Genomic DNA, 24,020 nt, shown 5'->3' on the forward strand with positions numbered 1-24,020 from the left:
TGAGCAGAAAAGTGACGGTGAGGTGAACAATGGACGCCATTAAACAAATCTTAATCGACGAAATCGCGACGCTCAATCGCGAAGAGCGCCGCGACAACCGGCCGCGTTTTAGCTTCTCTTTTCTGAAAACCCATCCAGGCCTCTGGGCGCTGATGTATCTCTGCTACGGTTTGTGCGTAGCGCTGATCTTCTCCACCGAGATGCTGGGCTGGCCCGCCTTCTGGTTCGCCACACTGTTCGTGCTGGTGATGAGCTTTCTGATGCTGCTGGATATCAACCCGAAATATCGCTTCGAGGATATCGACGCGCTGGATCTGCGCGTCTGCTATAACGGCGAGTGGTATTACGTGCAGCCGGTCTCTGAAGGCGGCGTGAAAAAGATCCTGAATCTGCCGGACGCGCCGGAAGAGGTGAAAAGCGGCATTCATCGCCTGCTGCGGCAGAAAGGCGAAGTGGATTTCTATGACGTCTACTATCTGACCTGGGGACACCAGCAGGCGGCGCAGGTTTAACCGCTCCGCTGGTCGGCAATCAACCTGCCCAGCGTCTCGACCGCCGCCTCGGCGCGTGTATCCCACGGCCAGGCGGCGTTGATGCGAAAACAGTGGGTAAACTCTTCGCCCGCTGAAAACAGCCGCCCCGGCGCGATGCTGATCCCCTGCTGCAACGCCTGCTGATAGAGCTGCGTGGTGTCATAGCCGCGCGGCAGCGTCACCCACAAAAAGAAGCCGCCCGGCGAATCGCTGACGCTGGCGTCTGCCGGCAGCGCCCGGCAGAGCGCCTGGCGCACCCACTCTTTGCGCCGCGCCAGCGTCTGCCGCAGTTTTTTCAAATGAGTATCGTAGCGGCGTGTGGCGAGGAAGTCCGCCAGCGCCAGCTGCATCGGCGCGCTGGTGGAGAGCGTGCTCATCAGCTGCAGCCGCTGGATGCGCTGCGCATGCTGCCCCGCCGCGATCCAGCCGACGCGAAACCCCGCCACCAGGCATTTGGAAAAAGAGCCGCAGTGCAGCACGCTGCCGCCGCAATCCCAGTATTTCGCCGGATGCGGCGCCTCAGCGCCCGACCAGAGTTCGGCGTAAACGTCATCCTCGATCAGCGGCACCTGATAGCGCGCCAGCAGCGCCACCAGCTGCGCCTTGCGCGTGGGCGAGAGCGTGACGCCGAGCGGATTTTGCAGCGTGGTCATCAGCCAGCACGCTTTTACCGGCCAGCGCTGCAGCGTCTCTTCCAGCTGCTGCATATCGATGCCGTGCTGCGCGTCACTCGGCACCGCGAGCGCTTTGAGCTTGAGCCGCTCGATCGCCTGCAGCGCGCCATAGAAGGTCGGCTGCTCAACCACCACGTAGTCGCCGGGTTCGGTCAGCGCCTGCAGGCTGAGATTGAGCGCTTCCAGCGCGCCGTTGGTAATGACGATTTCATCCGGCGACAGCGTGATGCCCTGCCGCGCGTAGCGCTGCGCCAGCATCTGTCGCAGCGCGGCATTGCCTGGCGGCAGATTATTGAGGGCGTCGAGCGGCGTCAGCTGATGGGAGACATTGGTCAGCGAGCGCATCAGCTGACGCTGCGGGAAGAGTTCGGGATCGGGAAAAGCGGAGCCAAACGGCACAATAGCCGGATCGCGGATCGCCTGCAGCACGTCGAAGACGAAGTTGTTGATATCGACCTGCTCGCTGAGCGCCACCTGCGCCGGCGCGGTTTGCAGCGCGCGCGGCGCGACGTAATAGCCAGACTGCGGTCGCGACACGATCCAGCCCTGGCTCTCCAGCACCTCGTAGGCGTGCATTACCGTCATCAGGCTCAGCCCGTGCTGCGCCACCTGCTGACGCAGCGACGGCAGCTTTGTGCCCGGCGGCCAGATGCCCGCCTCGATCTGCTGCTGAATCTCATCCGTCAGTTGCTGATATTTCGCCACGGGCTGCTCCTTTTGTTGCCGGGGCGCAGTTTAGCATGGCGGGAACAGCAGTGGCGTCGTCAGACCGCGAGGAAGCGTGAAATGCGGCGAGAGCGAGATAAAGGACACCGCGCCCGGCGCGCAACAAATAGCAGAAAGCAAAAACCCCGCTTGCGCGGGGTTTTCACCTGAAAAGTCGAAACTGACCGATAAGCCGGGTTCTGTCGTGGACAGTCATTCATCTAGGCCAGCAATCGCTCGCTGGCTCAAGCAGCCTACCCGGGTTCAGTACGGGCCGTACCATGCGAACCCCTATTTGGCCTTGCTCCGGGTGGAGTTTACCGTGCCGCGAACTGTTGCCAGACGCGCGGTGCGCTCTTACCGCACCCTTTCACCCTTACCTGATCCCATAAATGGGCCATCGGCGGTTTGCTCTCTGTTGCACTGGTCGTAGGCTTGCGCCCCCCAGGCGTTACCTGGCACCCTGCCCTATGGAGCCCGGACTTTCCTCCCCTCTGCCCGTCTCCCTACGAGAGGGACGACGACAAAGCGGCGACTGTCTGGTCAGCTTCGGCGCGAGATATTAGGTCATTCGGCCGCATTTGTCACGCCTCTTGCTGATCGAGCGCAAAGCGATAGAGCGCATTTTTCTTCACGCCGTGGATTTCCGCCGTCAGCGCCGCGGCCTTTTTCAGCGGCAGCTCTTTCTGCAGCAGCGCCAGCGTGCGCAACGCATCGGCGGGCAGCGCCTCTTCATCCGCCTTATGCCCTTCGACGACCAGTACCATCTCGCCTTTGCGGCGATTCTCGTCTTCTTTGATCCAGGCGAGCAGTTCGCCCACCGGCGCGCCGTGAATCGATTCCCAGGTTTTGCTCAGCTCGCGCGCCAGCACGACGTAACGCCCGGCGCCCAGCTCCTTCACCATATCTTCCAGGCTGTCGAGCAGACGGTGGGTGGACTCGTAGAAAATAAGGGTGCGCGGCTCCTGCGCCAGCGCGCGCAGCGCGTCGCAGCGCGCCTTGGTTTTGGCGGGCAGAAACCCTTCGTAACAGAAACGATCGGACGGTAACCCGGCGGCGCTTAATGCTGTGACGGCGGCGCAGGCGCCGGGCAGCGGCACAACGCGGATGCCCGCCTCGCGGCAGCGGCGCACCAGATGGTAGCCCGGATCGTTGATCAGCGGGGTCCCGGCATCGGAGACCAGCGCGATGCTCTGCCCTTGCTGCAGCTTCGCCAGCAGCAGTTCGGCCTTCTGCTGTTCATTGTGGTCGTGAAGTGCGAAGAGCCGCGCAGCGATGGCGAAATGTTGTAGCAACAGTCCGGTATGACGTGTATCTTCCGCTGCGACCAGATCGACGCCCGAAAGCACCGTCAGCGCCCGCTGGGTGATATCACCCAAATTACCAATCGGGGTTGGAACGATGTAGAGCGTGCTGGCAGAAATCTCTGCCCGATCGAGTTGTTTCATTGTTTCATCCGAATTGCCGATTTAATATTGAGCATCTTGAAAAAAACATCACTGGATACAGTATGCTTCCTTCAAAAGTCGTTCGTCATAAAGCAGGACGCTTTGTGCCTGTCCTTCTTGCTGGGCTGATTTTAGCCGCCTGTAGCGGTCAGGGGCCGCAAACCTCAAACGTAAATATTCAGGGGCCCATTACCGGCGGGTCTGATTACTATCTGCAGCAAGTGCAGCAAAGCAGCGATGATAGCAGGACAGACTGGCAATTACTTGCCATCCGTGCCCTGATGAAAGAAGGAAAGTATCCTCAAGCCGGCCAGCAGATCAATCTGCTGCCGAGCCAGCTCAGCGACACCCAGCAGCAGGAGTTGCTGCTGCTTAAATCGCAGTTCCTGTTCAGCCAGCAGAACGTGCCGGGCGCGACGCAGCTGCTGAATCAGGTCAAGGTCGACGATCTGTCGAAAGAGCAGCAGGCACGCTATTACGGCCTGCAGATCGCCGCCGCGCAGGGCAAACCCTCTCTGGCGCTGCTGCGCGCCTATATTGCGCAGGAGCCGCTGCTGAGCGGCGACGATCGTCAGAAAAACATCGACGCAACCTGGCAGGCGCTGACGCAGATGACGCCGCAGGAGGCGAGCAGCCTGGTGATCAACGCTGATGAAAACACCCTGCAGGGCTGGCTGGATCTGCTTAACGTCTGGCGCGCCAACGCGCAGGACGGCGAGATGCTGAAATCCGCACTGAAAGACTGGCAGACGCGCTATCCGCAAAACCCGGCGGCTAAAACGCTGCCGACGCCGCTGAGCCAGGCGCAGAACTTCACCAAAGCCTCTACCAGCACCATCGCGCTGCTGCTGCCGCTGAACGGTCAGGCGCAGGTCTTCGCCAGCGCTATTCAAAAAGGCTTCAATGATGCGAAAAACGGCGCTCTGAACGCTGCGCCGCAGCCGACAGCGCAGCCAGCGACCCAGCCGGCCGCCGCGGAAAGCGCACAGCCTGCGCCAACTGGCGAAGCCAACGCCGTTGTCAGCCCGGCCGCCGCCGCTATTACGCCAGCCGCGACCCCGCAGCCCACCGCAGCTCAGGCTCAGCCTGAAGCCAGCGCGCCCTCCAGCAGCGCGCAGATCAAGGTGTACGACACCAGCAGCCAGCCGATTCAGCAGGTGATGCAGCAGGCGCAGCAAGATGGCGCGACTCTGGTGGTCGGCCCGCTGCTGAAAAACAACGTCGAAACGGTCGCTAATAGCCAGACGCCGCTCAACGTGCTGGCGCTCAACGCGCCGGAGCAGATCCAGAACCATCCGAATATTTGCTATTTTGCGCTTTCTCCTGAAGACGAAGCGCGCGATGCCGCGCACCATATGTGGAACCAGGGCAAGCGCCAGCCGCTCCTGCTGGTGCCGCGCAGCAGCTTCGGCGATCGCGTGGTCAACGCGTTTGCACAGGAGTGGCTGAAGCTGGGCGGCACGGCGCCGCTGCAGCAGCGCTTCGGCTCGACCGCTGAGCTGAAACAGGGCATCAACAGCGGCGCGGGCATTACGCTGAGCGGTACGCCGGTCAACGTCCAGCCAGCCGCCGCCGAACCTCAGGGCGTCTCCATCGCCGGGCTGACGATTCCGTCGCCGCAGCAGCAGAGCGAGCCAGCGGCGGCAAGCAGCGGCAACGTCGATTCGGTCTATATCGTGTCGACGCAGGATGAGCTGCAGCTGATTAAGCCGATGATCGCCATGCGTACCGGCAGCCGCAGCGCGGCCTCGCTCTATGCCAGCTCGCGCAGTTACCAGGCGGGCGCAGGTCCCGACTTCCGTCTGGAGATGGAAGGCCTGCAGTTCAGCGATATTCCGCTGCTCTCGGGCCGTAATCCCGCGCTGATGCAGCGCGCGGCGCAGTCGTTCAATAACGACTACTCGCTGGTTCGCCTCTATGCGATGGGTATCGACGCCTGGACGCTGGCAAACAGTTTTAACCAGGTGCGCCAGTCGCCGGGCTTCACCATCGACGGCAATACCGGCAAGCTGAGCGCGAATCAGGATTGCGTGATCAACAGGACGTTGTCATGGAGCCAGTATCGTCAGGGCGAGATCGTTCCCGCCTCCTGAACGCTCGGCGCTTCGGCGCCGAACAGGAACAGCGCGCCCGGCGCTATTTAGAGCGTGCCGGACTGCGCTGGGTCGCCAGCAATGTCACTTATCGCGGCGGCGAGCTGGATCTCATCATGCGCGACGGCGCATGCTGGGTCTTCGTGGAAGTGCGCTACCGGCGCGATGCGCGCTACGGCGGGGCGCTGGCCAGCGTCACTCGCCTCAAGCGGCAGAAGCTGTTGCGCGCCGCCGCCCTCTGGCTCGCCCAGCGCGGCGGCAGTTTTGAGACGGTGGATTGCCGTTTCGACATCATCGCCATTACCGGTACGGCGCTGGAGTGGCTGCCCAATGCCTTTAATGCAGACGTATAGAACCAGGTGGTCGTGTGCAGGACAGAATTAAAGCGTGTTTTACTGAAAGTATTCAAACCCAGATTGCCGCCGCAGAAGCGCTGCCGGACGCCATTTCCCGCGCGGCGATGACGCTGGTGCAGTCCCTGCTTAACGGCAATAAAATCCTCAGCTGCGGCAACGGCGCATCAGCCGCCAACGCGCAGCATTTCGCCGCCAGCATGATCAACCGTTTCGAGACCGAGCGTCCCAGCCTGCCAGCGCTGGCGCTCAGCGCGGACAACGTGATGCTGACGGCAATCGGCAACGATCGTCAGCACGATGAAATCTACGCCAAGCAGGTGCGTGCGCTGGGTCAGGCCGGCGACGTCCTGCTGGCGATCTCTACCCGCGGCAACACGCGAGACATCGTTAAAGCGGTGGAAGCCGCGGTTACCCGTGATATGACCATCGTTGCGCTCACCGGCTATGACGGCGGCGAGCTGGCGGGCCTGCTCGGCCCGCACGACGTGGAAATTCGCATTCCGTCGCACCGCAGCGCCCGCATCCATGAGATGCATATGCTGACGCTGAACTGTCTGTGCGACCTGATTGATAACACCCTGTTTCCACACCAGGAATGACTGAAGGAGCAAACATGAAAGCATTGAATGCTGTCGCTATCCTGTTAACCGCCATGCTGTTGCAGGGCTGCGTCGCCGTCGTCGCCGGCGGCGCGGCCGTCGCCACCAAAACCGCCACCGATCCGCGCACCGTCGGCACCCAGGTTGACGACGGCACGCTGGAGCTGCGCGTCAGCAATGCGCTGGCGAAAGATCAGCAGATTAAAACCGACGCGCGCATTATCGCTACCGCCTATCAGGGCAAAGTGCTGCTGACCGGCCAGGCGCCGTCGCAGGATATCGCCAGCCGCGCGAAACAGATCGCTATGGGCGTCGACGGCGCGACAGAGGTCTATAACGAGATTCGTATCGGCCAGAAGGTCAGCCTCGGCACCTCGTCCTCCGATACCTGGATCACCACCAAAATCCGCTCGCAGCTGCTGGGCAGCGATCAGGTGAAATCCTCGAACGTGAAAGTGACCACCGAGAACGGCGAAGTGTTCCTGTTAGGTCTGGTGACGGCGGAAGAAGCGAAGGCGGCGGCGGATATCGCCAGCCGGGTGAGCGGCGTGAAGCACGTCACCACCGCGTTTACGATGCTGAAGTAAGCGTGCATCAGGCCGCACATCTGTCCACAAGCGGATGATATGGGCCGAAGAGCAAAGCGTCCCGCGCCAGGGAAGACGCGGGCCGAGCGAGCATGGATGCACTGAGCGACTTTGCGATCGGACCATGTCATCCGCGCAGGCACAGCGGCAATAGACGAAAAGGGCGGCCTTAGCCGCCCTTTTTTATACCGGTATATCGATCACCAGCGCCCAGGTCGCGGTTTTCGCCCGCAGCCTGATCTGCTGCTCCTCCTGCAAAAACGCCCCGTCGCCGCAGCCCAGCTTCTCCTGACGATCCTCGCGCGTGACCGCCTCCAGCGAGCCGTGAATCGACTGCAGATAGGCGCGCGGCCCGCGCAGCGTCAGCGACTGCTCTTCGCCCGGCGCCAGCCGCAGCTGATGCACCCACACCTGCTGACGCAGCTGCAGGCTATTGCCCGCGCCGTCCGGCGAGGCGATCAGCTGCAGATTGCCGCGCTCCGGCAGCGCGATCTTTTGCAGCGTCGGGTTTTCCCGCTCGGGACAGGCGGCGAGCCAGAGCTGCATCCGCGTCAGCGGCTGATCCTTGCGCAGGTTGATTTCGCTGTAGCTGACGCCCGGCTGCGTGGCGAGCAGCAGCGCTTCGCCCTCGCGCGCGACGATATGATTGCCTTCGCTGTCGCGGTACTCCGCCTCGCCCTGCAGCACGATATTCAGCACGTCCACCTGCGGATAGGTGCGCGGCTGAAAGGCGGCCCCTGGCGCCAGCACTTCCTGATTCAGCACGCGTAGCGAGGCGTAGCCCATTAATTTGGGATCGAAATAGTGACCAAAAGAGAAACTGTAGCGTGCCTGCAACCAGCCGAAATCGGCCTGACCGCACGCGGACGCACTACGCGTCGTTATCATGATTTACCTCCAGCTCGCTGCGGCAGAGAACGACCGCAGACTTGATACCCATTATGGTAAAAGGCTGGACGCCGTATTGTTAGCCAGTTAATCTGCCGTGCATATTCAAATTTCCTGAAAGAGAGTTCGGATGGCTAAAGAGCGTGCCTTAACCCTTGAAGCGTTGCGCGTTATGGATGCGATCGATCGCCGCGGCAGTTTCGCGGCGGCGGCGGACGAGCTGGGGCGCGTCCCGTCGGCGCTCAGCTACACCATGCAAAAGCTGGAAGAGGAGCTGGACGTGGTGCTGTTCGACCGCTCCGGCCACCGGACGAAATTCACCAACGTCGGGCGCATGCTGCTGGAGCGCGGACGCGTGCTGCTGGAGGCAGCGGACAAGCTCACCACCGACGCCGAAGCGCTGGCGCGCGGCTGGGAAACCCACCTGACCATCGTCACCGAAGCGCTGGTGCCGACCGAGGCCCTCTTCCCGCTGGTGGAGAAGCTGTCGGAAAAGGCCAATACCCAGATTTCGCTGATCACCGAAGTGCTGGCGGGCGCGTGGGAGCGGCTGGAGCAGGGGCGCGCCGATATCGTCATTGCGCCAGATATGCACTTCCGCGCCTCGACCGAAATCAATACGCGTAAGCTCTACACCATGATGAGCGTCTATGTGGCCAGCGCCGACCACCCTATCCACAACGAGCCGGAACCTCAGTCTGAGGTGACGCGCGTGAAGTATCGCGGCATCGCGGTGGCCGATACGGCGCGCGAGCGCCCGGTGCTGACGGTACAGCTGCTGGACAAACAGCAGCGTCTGACGGTCAGCAGCATGGACGACAAGCGCCGCGCGCTGCTGGCGGGGCTCGGCGTCGCCACCATGCCCTATTCGCTGGTGGAGAAAGATATTGCGGAAGGTCGGCTGCGCGTCGTCAGCCCGGAATATACCCGCGAAGTGGATATCATTATGGCGTGGCGCCGCGACAGCATGGGCGAAGCCAAAGCCTGGTGCCTGCGCGAGATCCCGCGTCTGCTGGCGAAGAAAAGCTAAACGCCGCCTTCGGCTCCAGCCTGCCACGCGGGCTGGAGCCTGCTATTACAGCCGTCCCAGACACTCAATCGCCACCGCCTTGAATGCGGCGAAATCTTTGCTGTCGCGCAGCCGGGGCATCGCCCTTTCGCGCAGAAAGGTCACGAAGAGATCGTAGATCGCCATCGCCTCTTCATACTCGCTTTTACTGATCGCCAGCAGAAAGATGACCGAGGCGGTATCGTCGCCCCATGCGATGCCCTGCGGCGCCAGCACGGTGTAAACCACCGTTTTTTTCGCCAGCAGGCCAAGCGAGTGCGGCAGCGCGATACCTTCGCCCAGCATGGTGCTGACGATCGCCTCCCGCTCCTCTACCGAGGGATAAAAGCTCGCATCGACAAATCCTTCCGCTTCCAGCCGATCGCACAGCTCGCGGAACAGCTGCGACTGGGTCATCGGCTTATCGACGATCAGGAAGTGCTGCGCGTCGAAAAACTTCTCCAGCATATAGGGCCGAGTGCGGTCCACCAGCACCAGCTTGCCGATCTGCTCCAGCTGGAAACCGGTAGGAAACGGCGACATTACCACCACCGGCTTATCCTTCTCGCTCAGCCGCGTAGTAGAGATAACGAAATCTTCATCGATGCGCGCTCGCGCCTCATATTCGCGCTGCGACAGCCGACCGGCGACCTGTAGCTGCGGATATTTGCGCAGCAGCATCGCCTCGATCATCCGCAGCGTGGAGTTACCGCTGTCGCACACCAGCAGCACCTGCGGATGGCGCTGATAGCCGACGTCGTAATGACGCTCCAGCCCGACGCCGATATGCAGCACCAGAAAGCCGATCTCATTCTCGCTGATGACGTAAGGCGTGTATTTGCCCCAGCTGGAGACCGCTGCCAGCGTCACGTCATAGGCCATCGGATAGTGCTGTTTGATATTGCCCAGCAGCGGGTTGGGAATATGGATCTGGTAACGCACGCGGGTGATCATGGTTTTGATGTGCGTAAGCAGATCGGCGCGCAGCTGCTCATCGCCCTGCAGATTGTAGTTGTAGTGGGTATTGATATAGCTCAGCAGATAGTCCACCAGTGCGTCGGCGTCATCGGCATTGATGGCGCTCGGCGCCACCTCCTGCATCTGGCGCGCCGCGATATTGACGCGCAGCCAGCCCTCTTCCGCCGGCGACACCGGCTTGCCCACCAGCGGCCGCAGCAAATTAATCAGCTCGTGCGCCGCCTCGCGCACGTCCAGTCCGACATCCTCCGCGCCGGGATCGCTCAGCGGATAGCCTTCGCTGATGCGGCGCACCGCGACGGCGCAGTAGAGGCGCAGATAGCGCTCGCCCTCGTCGCTGAGGCGAACGTTATGGCGGGTCAGGCACTGCTGCAACAGCGGACGCAGCGTCTCCAGAATATTGCTGTGCAGCGCTTCGATAGCGATCAGCGGGCTGTCGGCCTGCTCCCGGTCGATCTGCCACAGCAGATCGGTCAAGCAGGTGCGGATCGCGACTTCGCTGCCGAACAGCTTCATGCCGTAGTGGGGTTTGCTTTCGATGTGCAGGTGATAGCGCGCCAGCCACTCGCGCACCTCGGTCATGTCGTTTTGCAGCGTGGCGCGGCTGACGAACCACTCATCGGCCAGATCCTCCAGCTTGAGCGACCAGGCGGCGGTCAGAAAGCGCGTCAGCATATAGCGCACCCGTTCGGCGGAGGTACGCGGCACGCGTAGCGGCGAGCGGTTTTGGCGCTCCAGACGCTGGAAGCGCTGCGCGTCGCCGATTTTTAGCTGTTAGCCCGCGCCGCGGCTGAGCACGAACTGCGCGCCGTACTCCTCCAGCAGCGCGTTAAGCGCGCTAATGTCGGCACGCACGGTGCGCGTTGAAACGGCGAAGCGCCGCGCCAGCTCATCCTGAGGCAGCGTTTCGTTTTGCAGGGCATCAAACAGTTGCGCAAGGCGTTGATTTGGAAATCTCAAGGCGGTCTACCTGTTACGGCGCTGGCATGCATTCAGCGGCATCATGTCGAAAAATAGCAGCTTAAAGCGAACGGCGCGTGACCTCCAGGCAAGCGCCGACGCCCTGTGAAGCGCGCCGGCGTGACTGTCGCTACGGCAGCAGTTTTTTGCAAATAGCCAGCAGCTGACGCACGTCTTCCACGCGCGTATCGCCGCTGGCGGGATCGATAATGGAGCTGTAGACGTGCGGGATAATTTTACTGACGCCCGCCTCCAGCGCGATCGCCAGAATAGCTTCGACGTTATCGAGATCGATGCCGCCGGTCGGCTCGAGCCAGAAGTCATGCGCCGCGCACGCCTGGGCGACGGCGCGGTACTCGTCGACCGCCTTTAGTCCGCCCATCGGGAAATATTTCACCGAGCTGCCGCCCATATCCTTCAGCAGCGCGATGGCGCTGTCAATCGGCACCCGCGCGTCGCTGCCCTGCGAGCTGAGCGGGCCGGTGGAGATCTTCACCAGGCCCGGCGTGCCGGTCGGCGAAATCAGGCCGTTAACCACGGTTTGCGACTGGCCCAGCAGCGCGCGGCTGGTGGCGACGCCGGTAAAGACCTGGTTGACGTGCTGCGGCTGCAGCACGGCGGAAATCTCGCTCACCATTTTTGACTGATTCGGGTCGCCCGCGCCGAGCCCGACCGAAAGCGCGTTGTCGATCAGCGCGGCATAGTCGCGCATATCGGCGATAGCCGCCTCGTTGCTGCTGTAGTTTTTCGACAGCACGCCCACCAGCACATGCCCTTCCGCTGCCTCCCAGATGGCGCGCGCGTTCGCTTTCGAGCCCGCCAGCACGTTAAGACAGAGACGATCCTGATAGAAATTCGGGGTGAGCTTCATGCGGTTTTTCCTCCGTTCAACAGCGTTTGAATCGAGGTAAAGATGGTGTGCAGCTGTTCAGCGCTGACGCTGCGCACATCCGCCTCGATAATGCCCTCATTGGCTTTGTAGCCGCGAAAATAGATGGCGATCTCGCCATTTTTGAGCGCCTGCACGATGTCGCCGGTACGCTGGCCGATGGCCGCCTCGTCGAATTTAATCTCGGCGCGGGCGATATCGCGCCCCGCCGCGTCCCACACAACGCGGGCGCTCACGCCGCGCAGCTGATTGAGGTTGTCGATAAAAGGCGTCATTTTTTCCACCATCTGCGCGCCGCTGGTTTTTTCCAGCCGCAGATAATTTTCAATCGCCTGCGTCAGGCCGAGAATGCCCTCTTTGCCCACCTTCATCGCCCGACCGATGCCGTTGCTCTGGCGCTTCACCCACTCTACGGGCTGCGCTCTGCCGATCACCAGCCCGCTGGTCGGCCCTTCAATCGCCTTCGCGCCGCTGTAGATCACCAGATCGGCGCCGTACTGGTAGTAGCACTGCAAATCTTCTTCGGCGGCCGCGTCGACGATCAGCGGCACGCCGTGTTTGCGCGCCACCGCCGCCGCCTGCTCGACGTTCAGGTGGCTTTTCTGCACGCAGTGGTGGGATTTCACGTAGAGGATGGCGGCGGTCTGCGGCGTGATCGCCGCCGCCAGCTGCTCGGGCGAACACTCGTTGCTGTATCCCGCCTCGACCAGACGACCGCCGCCCAGCGCCACCATGCTGCCGACCGGCGCGCCGTAGTTGACGTTATGACCTTTCGGCACCACGATATCGTGCGGCACCTCAAGCGGCGCAGCGTGCAGATTATCCAGCAGCCAGTCGTTCTCTTTGACGATCGTCGCCGCGACGCACTGCGCGATGCCCGCCGAGGCGCAGGAGACCACCACCGCGTTTTCCACATTCAGCAGTTGCGCGATATAAGCGCCGGTCTTGTTGACCAGATCTTTCATTTCAAAATAGTGGCTGAGGCCGATCTGCACGGTGTCGACCACCTCCGGCGACGGCGTCGAGACGCCGAGGATCGTCATGCGGCCAGAGGCGTTGATGACCGGCTTCAGGCCATATTTTTCATAGATCGAAGACATTGGCTTTCCCTTCTTCTGTCAGGAACCACTCGCCCGCCACCACGGCGGCCAGCGGCGTAAGATGTTTCTCCCCGGTGAGCTGTTCGCCTTCGGAATCGACAAACAGGCGGGGCGCTTCGGTAACGCTGAAAAGCGTGAGATCGGCGTCAAAACCCACCTCAAGACGCCCTTTGCGCGCCAGACGCAGCCCGTCCGCCGCCTTCCAGGTGACGCAGTCGATGACCTGTTGCAGCGTCATGCCGACGCTGAAAAACTTTGACATGACGTGCGCCAGGCTATGCACCGGGCCGTTGAGGCGGTTGCGGCAGTAGATATCCGAGCTGATGGTGTCGGGCAGAATGCCCTGCGCGATGGCGACGCGTGCCACCTCGAAGCTGAAGCTGGCGCTGCCGTGGCCGACGTCCATCCTGACGCCGCGCGCGATGGCATTGCGCACCGACGCCTTCAGTTCACCTTGCGGCGTCAGCACGCGGTTGGGCTTGCCGTTAAAGCAGTGGGTGATGATGTCGCCTGCGGTGAGACGCTCGGCGATCTCCGCCAGATCCGGCGGGTTGTTGCCGATATGCACCATCAGCGGCAGACCGCCGACCCGCTGCTGGATCGCTTTGGCTTTGATCAGCGGCTGAATGCCGTTCTCGCCGACTACGCTGCTGCTCATGCGCGCCTTCAGGCCGACGATAAAGCCGGGCAGCCGTTCTACGGCTTGCTGCACCGCGTCGCCGTCGATTTGCCGCATATCCGCCAGCTCGTTTTGCGTCACGATGCCGGTGCGCGCGATATTGATCAGCGCGTAGACCTGGGTGGCGGCGGCGCGGGTAATGGCGTAAAAATCATCGATATGATCGGCGCCGGTGCTGCCTGCGTCGATAACCGTCGTGACGCCCGTGCCGACGCCGATGGCGTCCGCCTCGTCGTGATAGATGGGCGATTTAGGGTAGCAGTGGACGTGAGAATCGATCCAGCCTGCGCTGACGTAGCAGCGTCCGGCCAGATTGCGTTCGCTTTTCGCCTCGCCCGACAGGCGGTCGCCGATGGCGGCGATTTTGCCGTCCTGCAGCGCGATATCCACCAGCCGCTCATCCGTCAGCCGTGCGCGGCGAAGAATCAGATCGAACATAGCAACTCCTTAACGCGGCGGCCCGCTGGCGAGCCGCCGCCAGCTTCAGATGGCGACCGGGAAAATGGCGCCGAGGATCATGGCGCCGAGGATCGCGCCGCCGGTGATCGGCTTGTTCCAGAGGTAGAAGAGCAGCGCGCCGAGCAGCGAGCCCAGGCCGATAGGGATCGAGGCCGCCATAGCGGAAAGAATGATCAGCGGCCCTAAAAAGCGGCCGGAGGCGTTGCCCGCGCCCATCATCACGTCCGCGCCGTAGGTCGAGTCGCTCTGGTTGATGGTGAACTTGCGCGCCAGAATGATGATGTAGCCGATCGCCAGGCCAATCACCAGGCCGGTCGCCAGCGAGGCGGCGAAGTTAGCCACCGGAAAGACGATGCCTGCGCCCAGCAGCAGCGCCGGCACGCCCAGGCCGACGCCGGTCTGAATGGCGCCGCCGATATCGAGGATGCCCACCAGCGAGCCTTCGATGATGCGGGCGAAGAGAAAGCTCGCGCCGAAGGCCGCTACCGCGCCGTAGACGCCGGTTTCCATGCCGGCGCGCAGCATAGAAACAAACGCCACTTCGTTAAACGCGCCGATGCCGTAGAGGTAATACATGTGCGTACCGGCGAACACGCCCGCCGAGAGCAGGCCGACGAAGATCGGGAAAGACCAGTCGGCGTACCAGAAGCCTTTATTTTCAGTCATGTCGTTAGCCTTACTTGCCGCTCAGAGAGTTGTGGATCGCGTCGAGCCAGCTGGGAATGCCTAACTGGAAGGACTGCAGCAGTTTCATATCGAAGCCGCGGAAGAAGCCGCTCAGCACGAACAGCAGCACGATCGCCACCATCATCACTTTGGTCACCTTGTTCCAGCCGCTCTCCTCGACGCCTTTGCCGATCAGGATGCCGAGCACCAGTCCAGGTACGGCGTTGCCCATGATCAGCTGCGCCAGACCGCCGAAAATCGTCGCCCAGAAGCCCGATTTTTTCCCGGCGTCGATGGCCGCCAGCCAGAAGATCACCGGCATGACGGTATTGACCAGCAGATTTGCCGCCGGTACCAGCACTTTCACCGCGGTCACCTGCAGCGCGGCCGGCACCGCCGAGGCGGTAGAGTTGAGAAAGGCGACGACGATCATGCCGATAATGCCGCAGGCGATGGCCATCTTTTTCGGATCGTGCAGGGTTTCGGCCAGATTGCGGTTTTTCACCATCAGCGCGGCCGCGCCCCAGTTAGGAATGATGCGGTGGTCGACGTCCTGAGTGAAGGAGCCTGCCGCGACGGATGATGCCCAGGCATTAAAGAAGAAGCCGAGACCGAAGGAGAAGTGCGAGGCGGGATCGCCTTCGCAGGAGTTGAGCTCGCCCAGCGTACGGAACGCGCCCATCCCCTGCGACGTCGGCGCATGGAACATGCGCGCCGCACCGGCGCCGACGCCCACACCTACCAGTCCCCCAATGATCAACGACTTAAACAAAATAATTAAAAACATGTTTTTTTACCTTTGTTGTCGTCTGTTTTTACGGTGTCGCCGTGAATGTCACCTGCCCGGTATCAATCACGGTGACGCTGACGGAGATCTCCAGCTCGACGCTGTAGTTCCGCCGCTGGCGCGCCAGAAAGAAGAACAAAAATTTCTCCTTTTTGACGCTCTCCTGCGCGCGCAGCACCCGAACATCCAGGGGTTCGATGCGCAGCAGAATCTTTTGCGTCGCGCGCAGAACCTGGTTCTGCACGCGACTCAGAGCATCGGCAAAAGCTTTCTCTTTACTGTCGCCTTTGCCCTGCACCGTCACCTGAGTAACGTATTGTTCTTTCATCATCAGCTGCCGTGCTTCTTGTTCCAGGCCTGCACCAGCCGCTCGCCTAGCTCTTCTTTGTCCATAAAGCCGAAGCCGAGCACGTTGGCGCCTTCGTTGATGGCGGTGACGCCTTCGTCAACGGAACGCATGCCGTGGCGCGCCTTATAGCCGTATTTGTTTTGCGCGGTGATGGCGCCTGCGCCGCCGCTGCCGCAAAAGGAGATGCCGAAATCAGCGTTTTCCGCCTTCATTACGTCACCCAGCTTCATATCTGCCGCAACGCCCGGCACGACGACGGCGCGGCCGCCCGCCTTTTCCACGCCCGCCGCGACTTTCTGTCCTTTACCTAAACGATCGCCAATCACTACGGTTACCATGATGATTTCCTCTTTATACAGTTAGTTAGATCGAGCCACTTCTATATGGACGGAGAGAAGCCAGGCCTCTTCGCGCGGCAGATTGCCGAACAGATCGACCACCTGCTGCGCCAGCTGCATGGTCTCCGGCGAAATATCTTCAAACAGCTCCGCCTCTACCTCGGGAAGGGGTTCGCCGGTTAGCGAGCGCAGCGCCATGGCGCGTACGTGCGACGCCAGCATCTGCTGCTGCACCGCGTTGGGCGCGATATCGTGTTGGGCGTAGATCGCCGCGATTTGTGCCATGATCTTGTCGGCCAGGGCCTGAATCTCTTCCGGCGTTGCCTGCCGTACCGAAGCTCCGTTACTGCTCACCTTGCTACTCCTGTTCACGAAAATTCGCGTTGCGAATAAATTACGGCGTGACAAAGTGGAAGTGCAGACGCACTTTTTCCGCATGGAAGTGGAAATCGCAGGGCAGGCTGTGCGCCAGATCGCAGGACGCACGGATTGTGTGACAGAAGCCGCGTTATGCGCGCTTTAAATGTTAAAAAAGGGGTCTCAAAAGAGAAGCGTGCAGGCAGCGGCGCGCGGCACGACGGTAAAAAAATGTGAGATAAGAGAAGCTGATGACGCGATAAAGCCGGTCGCGCGGACCGGCCTGAGAGTCAGCGGAACTTTTTATGATTGGCGTTGCGGATCTCCGCCAGCTTTTTCGCTTCGGTTTTGGCGCCGTCCAGGTTGTTGGCCTGCGCCAGCTTGTCCACCACGTCGATCTGCGCAATCAGCGAATCAAGGCCAGCATGGTAATCCTTTATCTGCGCGCTGTCGGCTGGCTGCCCTTCAAGCTTCTCCGGCGTCGATTTTTTCGCATCCTGCGCCGCCTGGCGCATCTCGCCCAGCGCTTTATGCATCTCCTGCGCGTCGCCTGTTTTCATCACGGTATTCAGCCCGTCTTTCAGCGTATCCATATCATTTTCTAAATCCGCCGCGTACAGGCTGGCGCTTCCAGACAACAAGCAGAGAGACAACATTGCAATCACACGCTTACGCATCGGTATATCCTTTTTATTGTGGGTAAAAAAAAAGCAGCCAGAGCGGCTGCTTTCAGGAAGCGAGTTTTATTATTGTCCGGCGATTTTCATCTCCGGCAGCAGCACCGAACCACATTGTATGTTGCTGCGGGTTTCAATGTCGTTACCGACCGTGACGATATTGCGCCACATATCCTTGAGATTTCCTGCAATAGTGATCTCGCTCACAGGATATTGGATCTCGCCGTTCTCTACCCAGTAGCCGGCCGCGCCGCGCGAATAGTCGCCGGTAATGGCGCTGACGCCCTGACCCATCAGTTCGGTAACCACCAGGCCGCGTCCCATCTGCCTGATAAGATCCTCAAAGCTGCTGCCCTGCCCGGCGATGCGCCAGTTGTGGATGCCGCCCGCGTGGCCGGTGCTTTTCAGGCCCAGCTTGCGCGCCGAATAGCTGGTCATCAGCCAGGTTTGCAGCACGCCATCCTTAACGATGTCGCGCGCCTGGGTGCGTACGCCTTCGCTGTCGAACGGCGTTGACGCCAGGCCTTTCAGGAGGTGCGGCTGTTCCTGAATAGTGAGCCATTCCGGCAGGATCTGCTGGCCGAGCGCGTCAAGCAGGAAGGTCGATTTACGGTAGACGCTGCCGCCGCTGATGGCGCCGACCAGATGGCCGAAGAGGCCGGTGGCGACTTCCGGCGCGAAAATCACCGGCGCTTTCATGGTCGAAAGCTTGCGCGGCGACAGCCGCGACAGCACGCGACGCGCGCACTCCGCGCCCACCCAGTCGGGGCTTTGCAGATCCTCGAAGGCGCGACCAATGGTATAAGCGTAGTCGCGCTCCATATCGCCGTCCTGCTCGGCGATAACGGAGCTGGAGAGCGAATGACGGCTGGAGCAGTAGCTCTGCAGCATGCCGTGGCTGTTGCCGAAGACTTTAATGCCGACGTGGCTGTTAAAGCTGCCGCCTTCGGTATTGGTGATGCGCGGATCCGCTTTCAGCGCGGACTGCTCCGCCTGCGCGGCGAGCTCGATGGCGCGATCGGCGTCGATCTCCCAGGGATGGTAGAGATCGAGATCCGGCGCGTCGAACGCCAGAAGATCGGCATCTGCCGGGCCAGCATAAGGATCCGTCGAGGTATAGCGCGCGATATCGATCGCCGCCTGCACGGTGCGTTTGATCGCCTCCGGGCTGAGATCGGTGGATGAGGCGCTGCCCTTGCGGTTCTGATGATAAACGGTGATGCCGAGCGCGCCGTCGCTGTTGAACTCGACGTTCTCCACTTCGCCGTAACGGGTGCTGACGCCGATTCCGGTGGTTTTGGTCACTGCCACTTCTGCGCCGTCGGTGCTGGCCTTCGCCAGATCGAGCGCCTGCGCCACTGCCTGTTCCAACACTTTTCGCTGTTCTGCAACCTGAGTAGATACGTTCATCGGCCTGCCGTCTAATCTTAAGTATGAAAGTTTTGAGTCTATCAGAGTCAGAGAACAATTTCGCAGTCACCCGATAAACTGATAGGATTAGCCTCTTTTTTTAGGGGAGCCCAGAAAATGACCAAACAGCCCGATGAGTGGCTCGACGACGTGCCGGATAATCAGGAAGAAGAAGACGAAGAGATTATCTGGGTCAGTAAGAGCGAAATTAAACGCGACGCTGAAGAGCTAAAACGCCTGGGTGCCGAACTGGTCGATCTGGGCAAGAACGCCCTGGAGAAGATCCCGCTGGATGAAGAGCTGCTGGCCGCCGTCGAGCTGGCGCAGCGCATCAAAAAAGAGGGCCGTCGCCGCCAGCTGCAGCTGATCGGCAAAATGCTGCGCTCGCGCGACGTCGATCCGATCCGTCAGGCGCTGGACAAGCTGAAGAACCGCCACAACCAGCAGGTTGCGCTGTTCCACAAGCTGGAAGCGCTGCGCGATCGCCTGATCGAACAGGGCGACGAGGCGATGAACGAAGTGATTACGCTCTATCCGCACGCCGATCGCCAGCAGCTGCGCAGCATGATCCGCAACGCGCAGAAAGAGAAAGCGGGCAACAAAGCGCCTAAATCGTCACGTCAGATATTCCAGTATCTGCGCGAGCTGGCGGAAAGCTAAGCTACGCCGAAGCGGCGCTAAAAAAGGCGCCCTGAAAGGGGCGCCCGATGCGTTAAGCGAGCCGATCCAGCAGCTTCTGATGAATGCCGCCAAATCCGCCGTTGCTCATAACGAGAATCGAATCGCCCGGCTGGGCGGCTTTCACGACCATCTCCACCAGCGTATCGATATCGGCGCTCCAGTGCGCCGGCGGCATGCAGGCTTCGGCCACGTCGGAGACCTGCCAGGGAATATGGTGCGGCTGGAACAGAAACACCTCATCCGCGCGTGCCAGCGAAGGCGCCAGGTCGTTTTTGCTCACGCCCATTTTCATGGTATTAGAGCGCGGTTCCAGCACCGCCAGAATACGCGCCCGGCCGCCAACTTTGCTGCGCAGCGCCGATAAGGTCGCCAGAATCGCCGTCGGGTGATGGGCGAAATCGTCATAAACCTTGATGCCGTTCACGTCGCCACGCAGCTCTAGCCGGCGGCGCGCGTTGATAAAGCTGTCGAGCGCCTGCGCCGCGTCTTCAGGTTTGACGCCGACGTGACGCGCAGCGGCGATCGCCATCAGGCCGTTGTGCATGTTGTGCTCGCCGACCAAAGACCAGTTCACCTCGCCGACCCTTTCGCCGTCGAGCAGGACTTCCCAGCGCGAGGCGTCCTGCACCAGCTTCTTCGCCTGCCAGCGGCCGCCCTCGCCGACGCTCTCCTGCTCGCTCCAGCAGCCCATCGTCATCACCTGGCGGATGTTGTTATCGTGCTCTGGCAGCAGGATTTTGCCCTGGCCCGGCACGATGCGCACCAGATGGTGGAACTGCTTCTGGATGGCGCGCAGATCGTCGAAGATGTCCGCGTGATCGAACTCAAGATTATTGAGGATCAGCGTGCGCGGGCAGTAGTGAACGAATTTGGAACGCTTGTCGAAGAAGGCGCAGTCATACTCATCCGCCTCGATAACGAAGAATGGACTTTTTCCTAATTTTGCCGAGACGTCGAAGTTGCCGGGCACGCCGCCGATGATAAAGCCCGGCGCCAGTCCGCACGACTCCAGTATCCAGGCTACCATACCAGAAGTGGTTGTTTTGCCATGAGTTCCTGCTACCGCCACCACCCAGCGATCGCGCAGTACGAAGTCATGCAGCCACTGCGGGCCGGAAAGGTAGGGAATGTTGCGCTCCAGCACCGCTTCCACGCAGGGGTTGCCGCGCGTCATGGCGTTGCCGATGATAACGAGGTCCGGCGCGGGATCGAGCTGAGAAGCGTCGTAACCCTCTGTTAATTCTATGCCTTGCTGCTCGAGCAGCGTGCTCATCGGCGGATAAACGTTGGCGTCCGAACCGGTCACCTGATGGCCAAGGGAACGTGCCAGCATCGCCAGACCGCCCATAAACGTGCCGCAAATCCCAAGGATATGAATACGCATAACGAGATCCATTACTCAAAAGTTCGGCGCACAGTGTAACCCTGCTCGCAGACTTAAGAAACGGATTAGGACTATGGTTTTTGAAGTTCATTCGGCTAAACTGCGTACGCAAACGTTGGCGGTTTGCCAGGCAGGCTGCCACTCCATCGAAGATTCAGGGAATGTGTTATGAAAACGTTAGGCGAATTTATCGTCGAGAAACAGCACGACTTTCCTCACGCAACAGGTGAACTGACGGCGCTAATTTCCGCTATTAAGCTGGGCGCGAAAATCATCCATCGCGACATCAACAAAGCCGGCCTGGTAGATATTCTCGGCGCAAGCGGCGTTGAAAACGTCCAGGGCGAGCAGCAGATGAAGCTCGATCTCTTCGCGAACGAGAAGCTGAAAGCGGCGCTGAAAGCGCGCGGTATCGTGGCGGGCATCGCCTCGGAAGAAGAGGACGAGTTCGTAATCTTCGAAGGAGTAGAACACGGCAAATACGTGGTGTTGATGGATCCGCTGGACGGCTCTTCCAATATCGACGTTAACGTCTCTGTCGGCACCATCTTCTCTATCTATCATCGCGTTAGCGCGCCAGGCACGCCGGTCACCGAAGCGGACTTTATGCAGCCGGGCAACAAGCAGGTCGCGGCGGGCTACGTAGTGTATGGCTCCTCGACCATGATGGTTTACACCACCGGCTGCGGCGTCCACGCCTTTACCTACGATCCGTCGCTCGGCGTCTTCTGCCTGAGCCACGAGCGCATGACCTATCCGCCGACGGGCTACACCTACTCGATCAACGAAGGCAACTATATTCGTTTCCCGCAGGGCGTGAAGAAATACCTGAAGTTCTGCCAGGAAGAGGATCATGCCTCACATCGTCCTTACACCTCGCGCTACATCGGCTCGCTGGTGGCGGATTTCCACCGCAACCTGCTGAAAGGCGGGATTTATCTCTACCCGAGCACCGCCAGCCACCCGAACGGCAAGCTGCGCCTGCTCTATGAGTGCAACCCGATGGCGTTCCTCGCCGAGCAGGCTGGCGGCAAGGCGAGCGACGGCGCGAATCGTATTCTCGACATTCAGCCGGAAACCCTGCATCAGCGCTGCCCGTTCTTCTGCGGCAATAACGCGATGGTCGACGACGTTGAGCGCTTCCTGCGCGAATACCCGGACGCTGCGCAGTAAAAGCGGACTCTTGCAGAAAAGGGCGCGAATCTCGCGCCCTTTTCTTTTACGCCGTTTCCAGCCGGAACAGCGATACCGTGGATTGCAGATGCTGCGACTGCGCTTCCAGCGACTGGGTTGCCGCCGTAGCCTGCTCAACCAGCGCCGCGTTCTGCTGCGCCGCCTCGTCCATCTGCGTCACCGCCTGATTGACCTGCTCGATACCGCGGCTCTGCTCATCGGACGCCATTGAAATCTCCTTCATCAGCGTCGTCACGCGCATCACCTCGCTGGAGATCTCATCCATGGTCTCGCCCGCGCGCGTCGCCATATCGCTGCCCTCTTTTACCCGCGTCTGCGACTCCGAGATCAGCCCGCGGATCTCTTTCGCCGCGTTGGCGCTGCGCTGCGCCAGCGTGCGCACTTCGTTGGCCACCACGGCGAAGCCGCGCCCCTGCTCGCCCGCGCGCGCCGCCTCTACCGAGGCGTTCAGCGCGAGGATATTGGTCTGAAAGGCGATGCTGTCGATCACGCCGAGAATATCGCCGATACGATTCGCGCTGGCGGTAATCTCCTGCATTTTCTCCATCACGTAGCTAACCACCTCCGCGCCGCGATCGGCGGTGTCGGAGACGCTGCTCGCCAGCTTATTCGCCTGCTGCGCGTTGGCGGCATTAAGGCGCACCGTGGCGGTCAGCTGCTCCATGCTGGCGGCGGTCTGCTCCAGCGATGCCGCCGACTCTTCGGTGCGCTGGGAAAGATGCACATTGCCCGCCGCCAGCTCGCGGCTGCCGACGTCGATCTGCAGGCTGGCGTGGAGCACCTGGCTAACCTGAGCGCGCAGCGCCTGCTGCATCTCCCCTAGCGCGCGGTTAAGGCGGCCCAGCTCGTTGTCGCCCGCAGGCGGCAGCGTCTGCGACAGATCGCCCGCCGCGACCTGCTCCAGATGGGTAATGGCGCGATTAAGCGGCAGCAGCAGCAGACGGCGCATCAGCACCCAGGCCAGCACGAACAGCAGCAGCGTCAGCGCCACCGCCGCGCCAATAAGCGCCTTCATCAGCGTTTCGTTCCAGGCCGCCTGCGCCAGCTGCGCGTCGGTCACCTGATTGGCATAGCTGCCGAACGCCGCCACCGCAGTGCTGTAGTTCAGGGCGAGCTTAGCGAGATTGCCCTCGAGCACGCTGTAGTATTCGTCGGTATACTGCTTTTCCAGCGCATCCATGATGGGTTTGATGCCCTGCGCCAGGTAGGCGTTGTAGGCCGATATGATGTCGTCAGCCAGCTTTTTACCGTGCGCCGTTACCGTTCCTGCCGCGACGAACGCTTTCATATTCCGCTGCGAATCCTGAACGTCAGCCTGCGCCTGCTTCGCCAGGGCGGCGCCTTCGTCCAGCAGGCCGATCTCGATTTTGCGCACCGCCAGCGCGGCGGTGGCGCGCGCGCGCATCAGGTCGCCGTTGCTTTGATAGAGCGCATTGAGCTCGACGCCCTGGATGCGGTTGATCACATCCAGCGATCGGTTTCCTTTGTTAATGGCAATGATGCCCATGACGCTGACCGCCAGCAGCAGCAGCGTCATAAAGGCGAGTAAAGCTAATAATCCTGTGCGTAGTGAGAGCTTTTTCATGATGTTGTTTTCCGTTTGCTTATATAAAGGCAGAAAATCCAGTAGCCCTAAAACGTACAAGTTATCGGCAGTTGCCCAGGGAAACTTTACCGACGTTGATGGTCATTTCGCTGATGATCACCCACGCTTAACCTTTCTTAATAAGGATTCACAGCATGAAAAAAGGTATCGCCGTCGTCGGCCTGCTGTTCTGCGCCTCTGCGCTGGCGCAGCAGAACCCGATCGATCAGGCGCTGGAGCAGTGTCTCAACGGCGCATCCGCCACCGCGGCGATGGTGTCGTGCTACGACCGCGCCAGCCAGGCCTGGGATAGCGAGATGAACACGCAATATGGCCAGTTAATGAAGAAGCTCACCAGCGAGCCTAAAAATAAGGTGCGCGGTGCGCAGCGTCAGTGGCTGGCGTATCGCGACAGCTGGCAGTCGGCGAGCGCGGCTTATTTCAACAGCACGCAGGGCACGCTGGCGCAAATTTCGCTGGCGACACAGCGCGTCGATTTGGTGCGTAATCAGGCGCTATTGCTGCGCTCGATGAATAAAGGCAGTTGCGCCGACGGCGGCGATTGTTGATAAATGGAGACGGTTCTTTTATTCACG

General features: G+C 60.9%; 24 protein-coding genes, 1 other RNA gene and 1 pseudogene. 9 read left to right on the forward strand and 17 right to left on the reverse strand.

Annotated elements, in window-relative coordinates:
- Positions 1 to 29: 29 nt before the first annotated feature.
- A complete protein-coding gene (locus HA46_RS06115; protein WP_033754976.1) occupies positions 30 to 512 on the forward strand; it encodes a YlaC family protein in 483 nt (160 codons plus the stop codon).
- Here HA46_RS06115 and HA46_RS06120 read toward each other — a convergent pair.
- From HA46_RS06120 to rsmI, 3 genes are all read right to left on the reverse strand, one after another.
- Complete coding sequence (locus tag HA46_RS06120; RefSeq protein WP_084882977.1) at positions 509 to 1,912, reverse strand: aminotransferase-like domain-containing protein; 1,404 nt, start codon at positions 1,910 to 1,912, stop codon at positions 509 to 511. The two genes, HA46_RS06115 and HA46_RS06120, sit on opposite strands and share 4 nt — an antisense overlap.
- 173 nt (positions 1,913 to 2,085) lie before the next feature.
- Positions 2,086 to 2,463: RNase P RNA component class A (gene rnpB, locus HA46_RS06125), an RNA gene on the reverse strand.
- Between the two features lie 33 nt (positions 2,464 to 2,496).
- Positions 2,497 to 3,360, reverse strand: coding sequence for a 16S rRNA (cytidine(1402)-2'-O)-methyltransferase (gene rsmI, locus HA46_RS06130; protein WP_084882981.1), 864 nt, complete (start codon positions 3,358 to 3,360; stop codon positions 2,497 to 2,499).
- A gap of 62 nt (positions 3,361 to 3,422) precedes the next feature.
- Between rsmI and HA46_RS06135 the strand changes: the two genes are divergently transcribed.
- Genes HA46_RS06135 through dolP form a run of 4 tightly spaced genes read left to right on the forward strand, consistent with a single transcriptional unit; the run spans position 3,423 to position 6,995 of the window.
- Complete coding sequence (locus HA46_RS06135; RefSeq protein ID WP_084882984.1) at positions 3,423 to 5,453, forward strand: penicillin-binding protein activator; 2,031 nt, start codon at positions 3,423 to 3,425, stop codon at positions 5,451 to 5,453.
- Positions 5,411 to 5,806 carry a YraN family protein gene (locus tag HA46_RS06140; RefSeq protein WP_033792301.1) on the forward strand — a complete coding sequence of 132 codons (396 nt, stop codon included), beginning with the start codon at positions 5,411 to 5,413 and terminating at the stop codon, positions 5,804 to 5,806. The genes HA46_RS06135 and HA46_RS06140 overlap by 43 nt, the downstream gene beginning before the upstream one ends.
- A 14-nt stretch (positions 5,807 to 5,820) precedes the next feature.
- The gene (gene diaA / locus HA46_RS06145) at positions 5,821 to 6,408 is read left to right on the forward strand and encodes a DnaA initiator-associating protein DiaA (protein ID WP_033754962.1); all 588 of its coding nucleotides are present in this window, start codon (positions 5,821 to 5,823) and stop codon (positions 6,406 to 6,408) included.
- 14 nt (positions 6,409 to 6,422) lie between these two features.
- Entirely contained in the window at positions 6,423 to 6,995 is a 573-nt protein-coding gene (dolP, locus tag HA46_RS06150; RefSeq protein ID WP_033792302.1) for a division/outer membrane stress-associated lipid-binding lipoprotein, read from the forward strand.
- Between the two features lie 183 nt (positions 6,996 to 7,178).
- Here the strand turns inward: dolP and HA46_RS06155 are convergent, their stop codons facing one another.
- Entirely contained in the window at positions 7,179 to 7,883 is a 705-nt protein-coding gene (locus HA46_RS06155; RefSeq protein ID WP_084882988.1) for a pirin family protein, read from the reverse strand.
- A gap of 130 nt (positions 7,884 to 8,013) precedes the next feature.
- Here HA46_RS06155 and HA46_RS06160 point away from each other — a divergent pair, with 130 nt between their 5' ends.
- Positions 8,014 to 8,913: a LysR family transcriptional regulator gene (locus HA46_RS06160; protein WP_033792304.1), complete on the forward strand. Its 900-nt coding sequence runs from the start codon at positions 8,014 to 8,016 to the stop codon at positions 8,911 to 8,913.
- Positions 8,914 to 8,958: 45 nt separating this feature from the next.
- Here HA46_RS06160 and HA46_RS06165 read toward each other — a convergent pair.
- From HA46_RS06165 to pmbA, 11 genes and pseudogenes are all read right to left on the reverse strand, one after another.
- Positions 8,959 to 10,869: pseudogene (locus tag HA46_RS06165) on the reverse strand (BglG family transcription antiterminator).
- A gap of 130 nt (positions 10,870 to 10,999) precedes the next feature.
- On the reverse strand, positions 11,000 to 11,740 hold the full coding sequence (gene dagF, locus HA46_RS06170; protein WP_033792306.1) for a 2-dehydro-3-deoxy-phosphogluconate aldolase: 741 nt from the start codon (positions 11,738 to 11,740) through the stop codon (positions 11,000 to 11,002).
- Positions 11,737 to 12,858: a DgaE family pyridoxal phosphate-dependent ammonia lyase gene (locus HA46_RS06175; protein ID WP_033792307.1), complete on the reverse strand. Its 1,122-nt coding sequence runs from the start codon at positions 12,856 to 12,858 to the stop codon at positions 11,737 to 11,739. Before HA46_RS06175 ends, dagF begins: the two co-directional genes overlap by 4 nt.
- Positions 12,842 to 13,975: an amidohydrolase/deacetylase family metallohydrolase gene (locus HA46_RS06180; RefSeq protein WP_033792308.1), complete on the reverse strand. Its 1,134-nt coding sequence runs from the start codon at positions 13,973 to 13,975 to the stop codon at positions 12,842 to 12,844. Before HA46_RS06180 ends, HA46_RS06175 begins: the two co-directional genes overlap by 17 nt.
- A gap of 45 nt (positions 13,976 to 14,020) precedes the next feature.
- Positions 14,021 to 14,662, reverse strand: coding sequence for a DUF4310 family protein (locus tag HA46_RS06185; RefSeq protein WP_033754941.1), 642 nt, complete (start codon positions 14,660 to 14,662; stop codon positions 14,021 to 14,023).
- A gap of 10 nt (positions 14,663 to 14,672) precedes the next feature.
- Positions 14,673 to 15,449 (reverse strand): DUF4311 domain-containing protein, encoded by a 777-nt coding sequence (locus HA46_RS06190; RefSeq protein ID WP_084882992.1) that lies wholly within the window; start codon positions 15,447 to 15,449, stop codon positions 14,673 to 14,675.
- Positions 15,450 to 15,477: 28 nt separating this feature from the next.
- The gene (locus tag HA46_RS06195; RefSeq protein ID WP_084883079.1) at positions 15,478 to 15,777 is read right to left on the reverse strand and encodes a DUF4312 family protein; all 300 of its coding nucleotides are present in this window, start codon (positions 15,775 to 15,777) and stop codon (positions 15,478 to 15,480) included.
- 2 nt (positions 15,778 to 15,779) lie between these two features.
- On the reverse strand, positions 15,780 to 16,142 hold the full coding sequence (locus tag HA46_RS06200) for an SFCGS family glycine-rich protein (RefSeq protein WP_096072111.1): 363 nt from the start codon (positions 16,140 to 16,142) through the stop codon (positions 15,780 to 15,782).
- A 15-nt stretch (positions 16,143 to 16,157) separates the two neighbouring features.
- A complete protein-coding gene (locus HA46_RS06205) occupies positions 16,158 to 16,490 on the reverse strand; it encodes a glycine dehydrogenase (protein WP_244277509.1) in 333 nt (110 codons plus the stop codon).
- Between the two features lie 293 nt (positions 16,491 to 16,783).
- Positions 16,784 to 17,170 (reverse strand): cytochrome b562, encoded by a 387-nt coding sequence (cybC, locus tag HA46_RS06210; protein WP_033792310.1) that lies wholly within the window; start codon positions 17,168 to 17,170, stop codon positions 16,784 to 16,786.
- 69 nt (positions 17,171 to 17,239) lie between these two features.
- Positions 17,240 to 18,580 (reverse strand): metalloprotease PmbA, encoded by a 1,341-nt coding sequence (gene pmbA / locus HA46_RS06215; RefSeq protein ID WP_084882999.1) that lies wholly within the window; start codon positions 18,578 to 18,580, stop codon positions 17,240 to 17,242.
- Positions 18,581 to 18,697: 117 nt separating this feature from the next.
- On the opposite strand from pmbA, the gene yjgA reads away from it, so the two are divergent.
- Entirely contained in the window at positions 18,698 to 19,240 is a 543-nt protein-coding gene (gene yjgA, locus HA46_RS06220; RefSeq protein ID WP_033754925.1) for a ribosome biogenesis factor YjgA, read from the forward strand.
- A 52-nt stretch (positions 19,241 to 19,292) separates the two neighbouring features.
- Here the strand turns inward: yjgA and mpl are convergent, their stop codons facing one another.
- The gene (gene mpl, locus HA46_RS06225; RefSeq protein ID WP_084883002.1) at positions 19,293 to 20,645 is read right to left on the reverse strand and encodes a UDP-N-acetylmuramate:L-alanyl-gamma-D-glutamyl-meso-diaminopimelate ligase; all 1,353 of its coding nucleotides are present in this window, start codon (positions 20,643 to 20,645) and stop codon (positions 19,293 to 19,295) included.
- A 168-nt stretch (positions 20,646 to 20,813) separates the two neighbouring features.
- Between mpl and fbp the strand changes: the two genes are divergently transcribed.
- Positions 20,814 to 21,818, forward strand: a complete 1,005-nt coding sequence (gene fbp / locus HA46_RS06230) for a class 1 fructose-bisphosphatase (RefSeq protein WP_033792314.1) — start codon at positions 20,814 to 20,816, stop codon at positions 21,816 to 21,818.
- A gap of 46 nt (positions 21,819 to 21,864) precedes the next feature.
- Here the strand turns inward: fbp and HA46_RS06235 are convergent, their stop codons facing one another.
- Positions 21,865 to 23,424 (reverse strand): methyl-accepting chemotaxis protein, encoded by a 1,560-nt coding sequence (locus HA46_RS06235; RefSeq protein WP_033792315.1) that lies wholly within the window; start codon positions 23,422 to 23,424, stop codon positions 21,865 to 21,867.
- Between the two features lie 155 nt (positions 23,425 to 23,579).
- Here HA46_RS06235 and HA46_RS06240 point away from each other — a divergent pair, with 155 nt between their 5' ends.
- Positions 23,580 to 23,993 carry a lysozyme inhibitor LprI family protein gene (locus HA46_RS06240; RefSeq protein ID WP_084883007.1) on the forward strand — a complete coding sequence of 138 codons (414 nt, stop codon included), beginning with the start codon at positions 23,580 to 23,582 and terminating at the stop codon, positions 23,991 to 23,993.
- Positions 23,994 to 24,020 lie beyond the last annotated feature (27 nt).

The organism is Pantoea septica, from assembly GCF_002095575.1.
Classification (GTDB): Bacteria; Pseudomonadota; Gammaproteobacteria; order Enterobacterales; family Enterobacteriaceae; genus Pantoea; species Pantoea septica.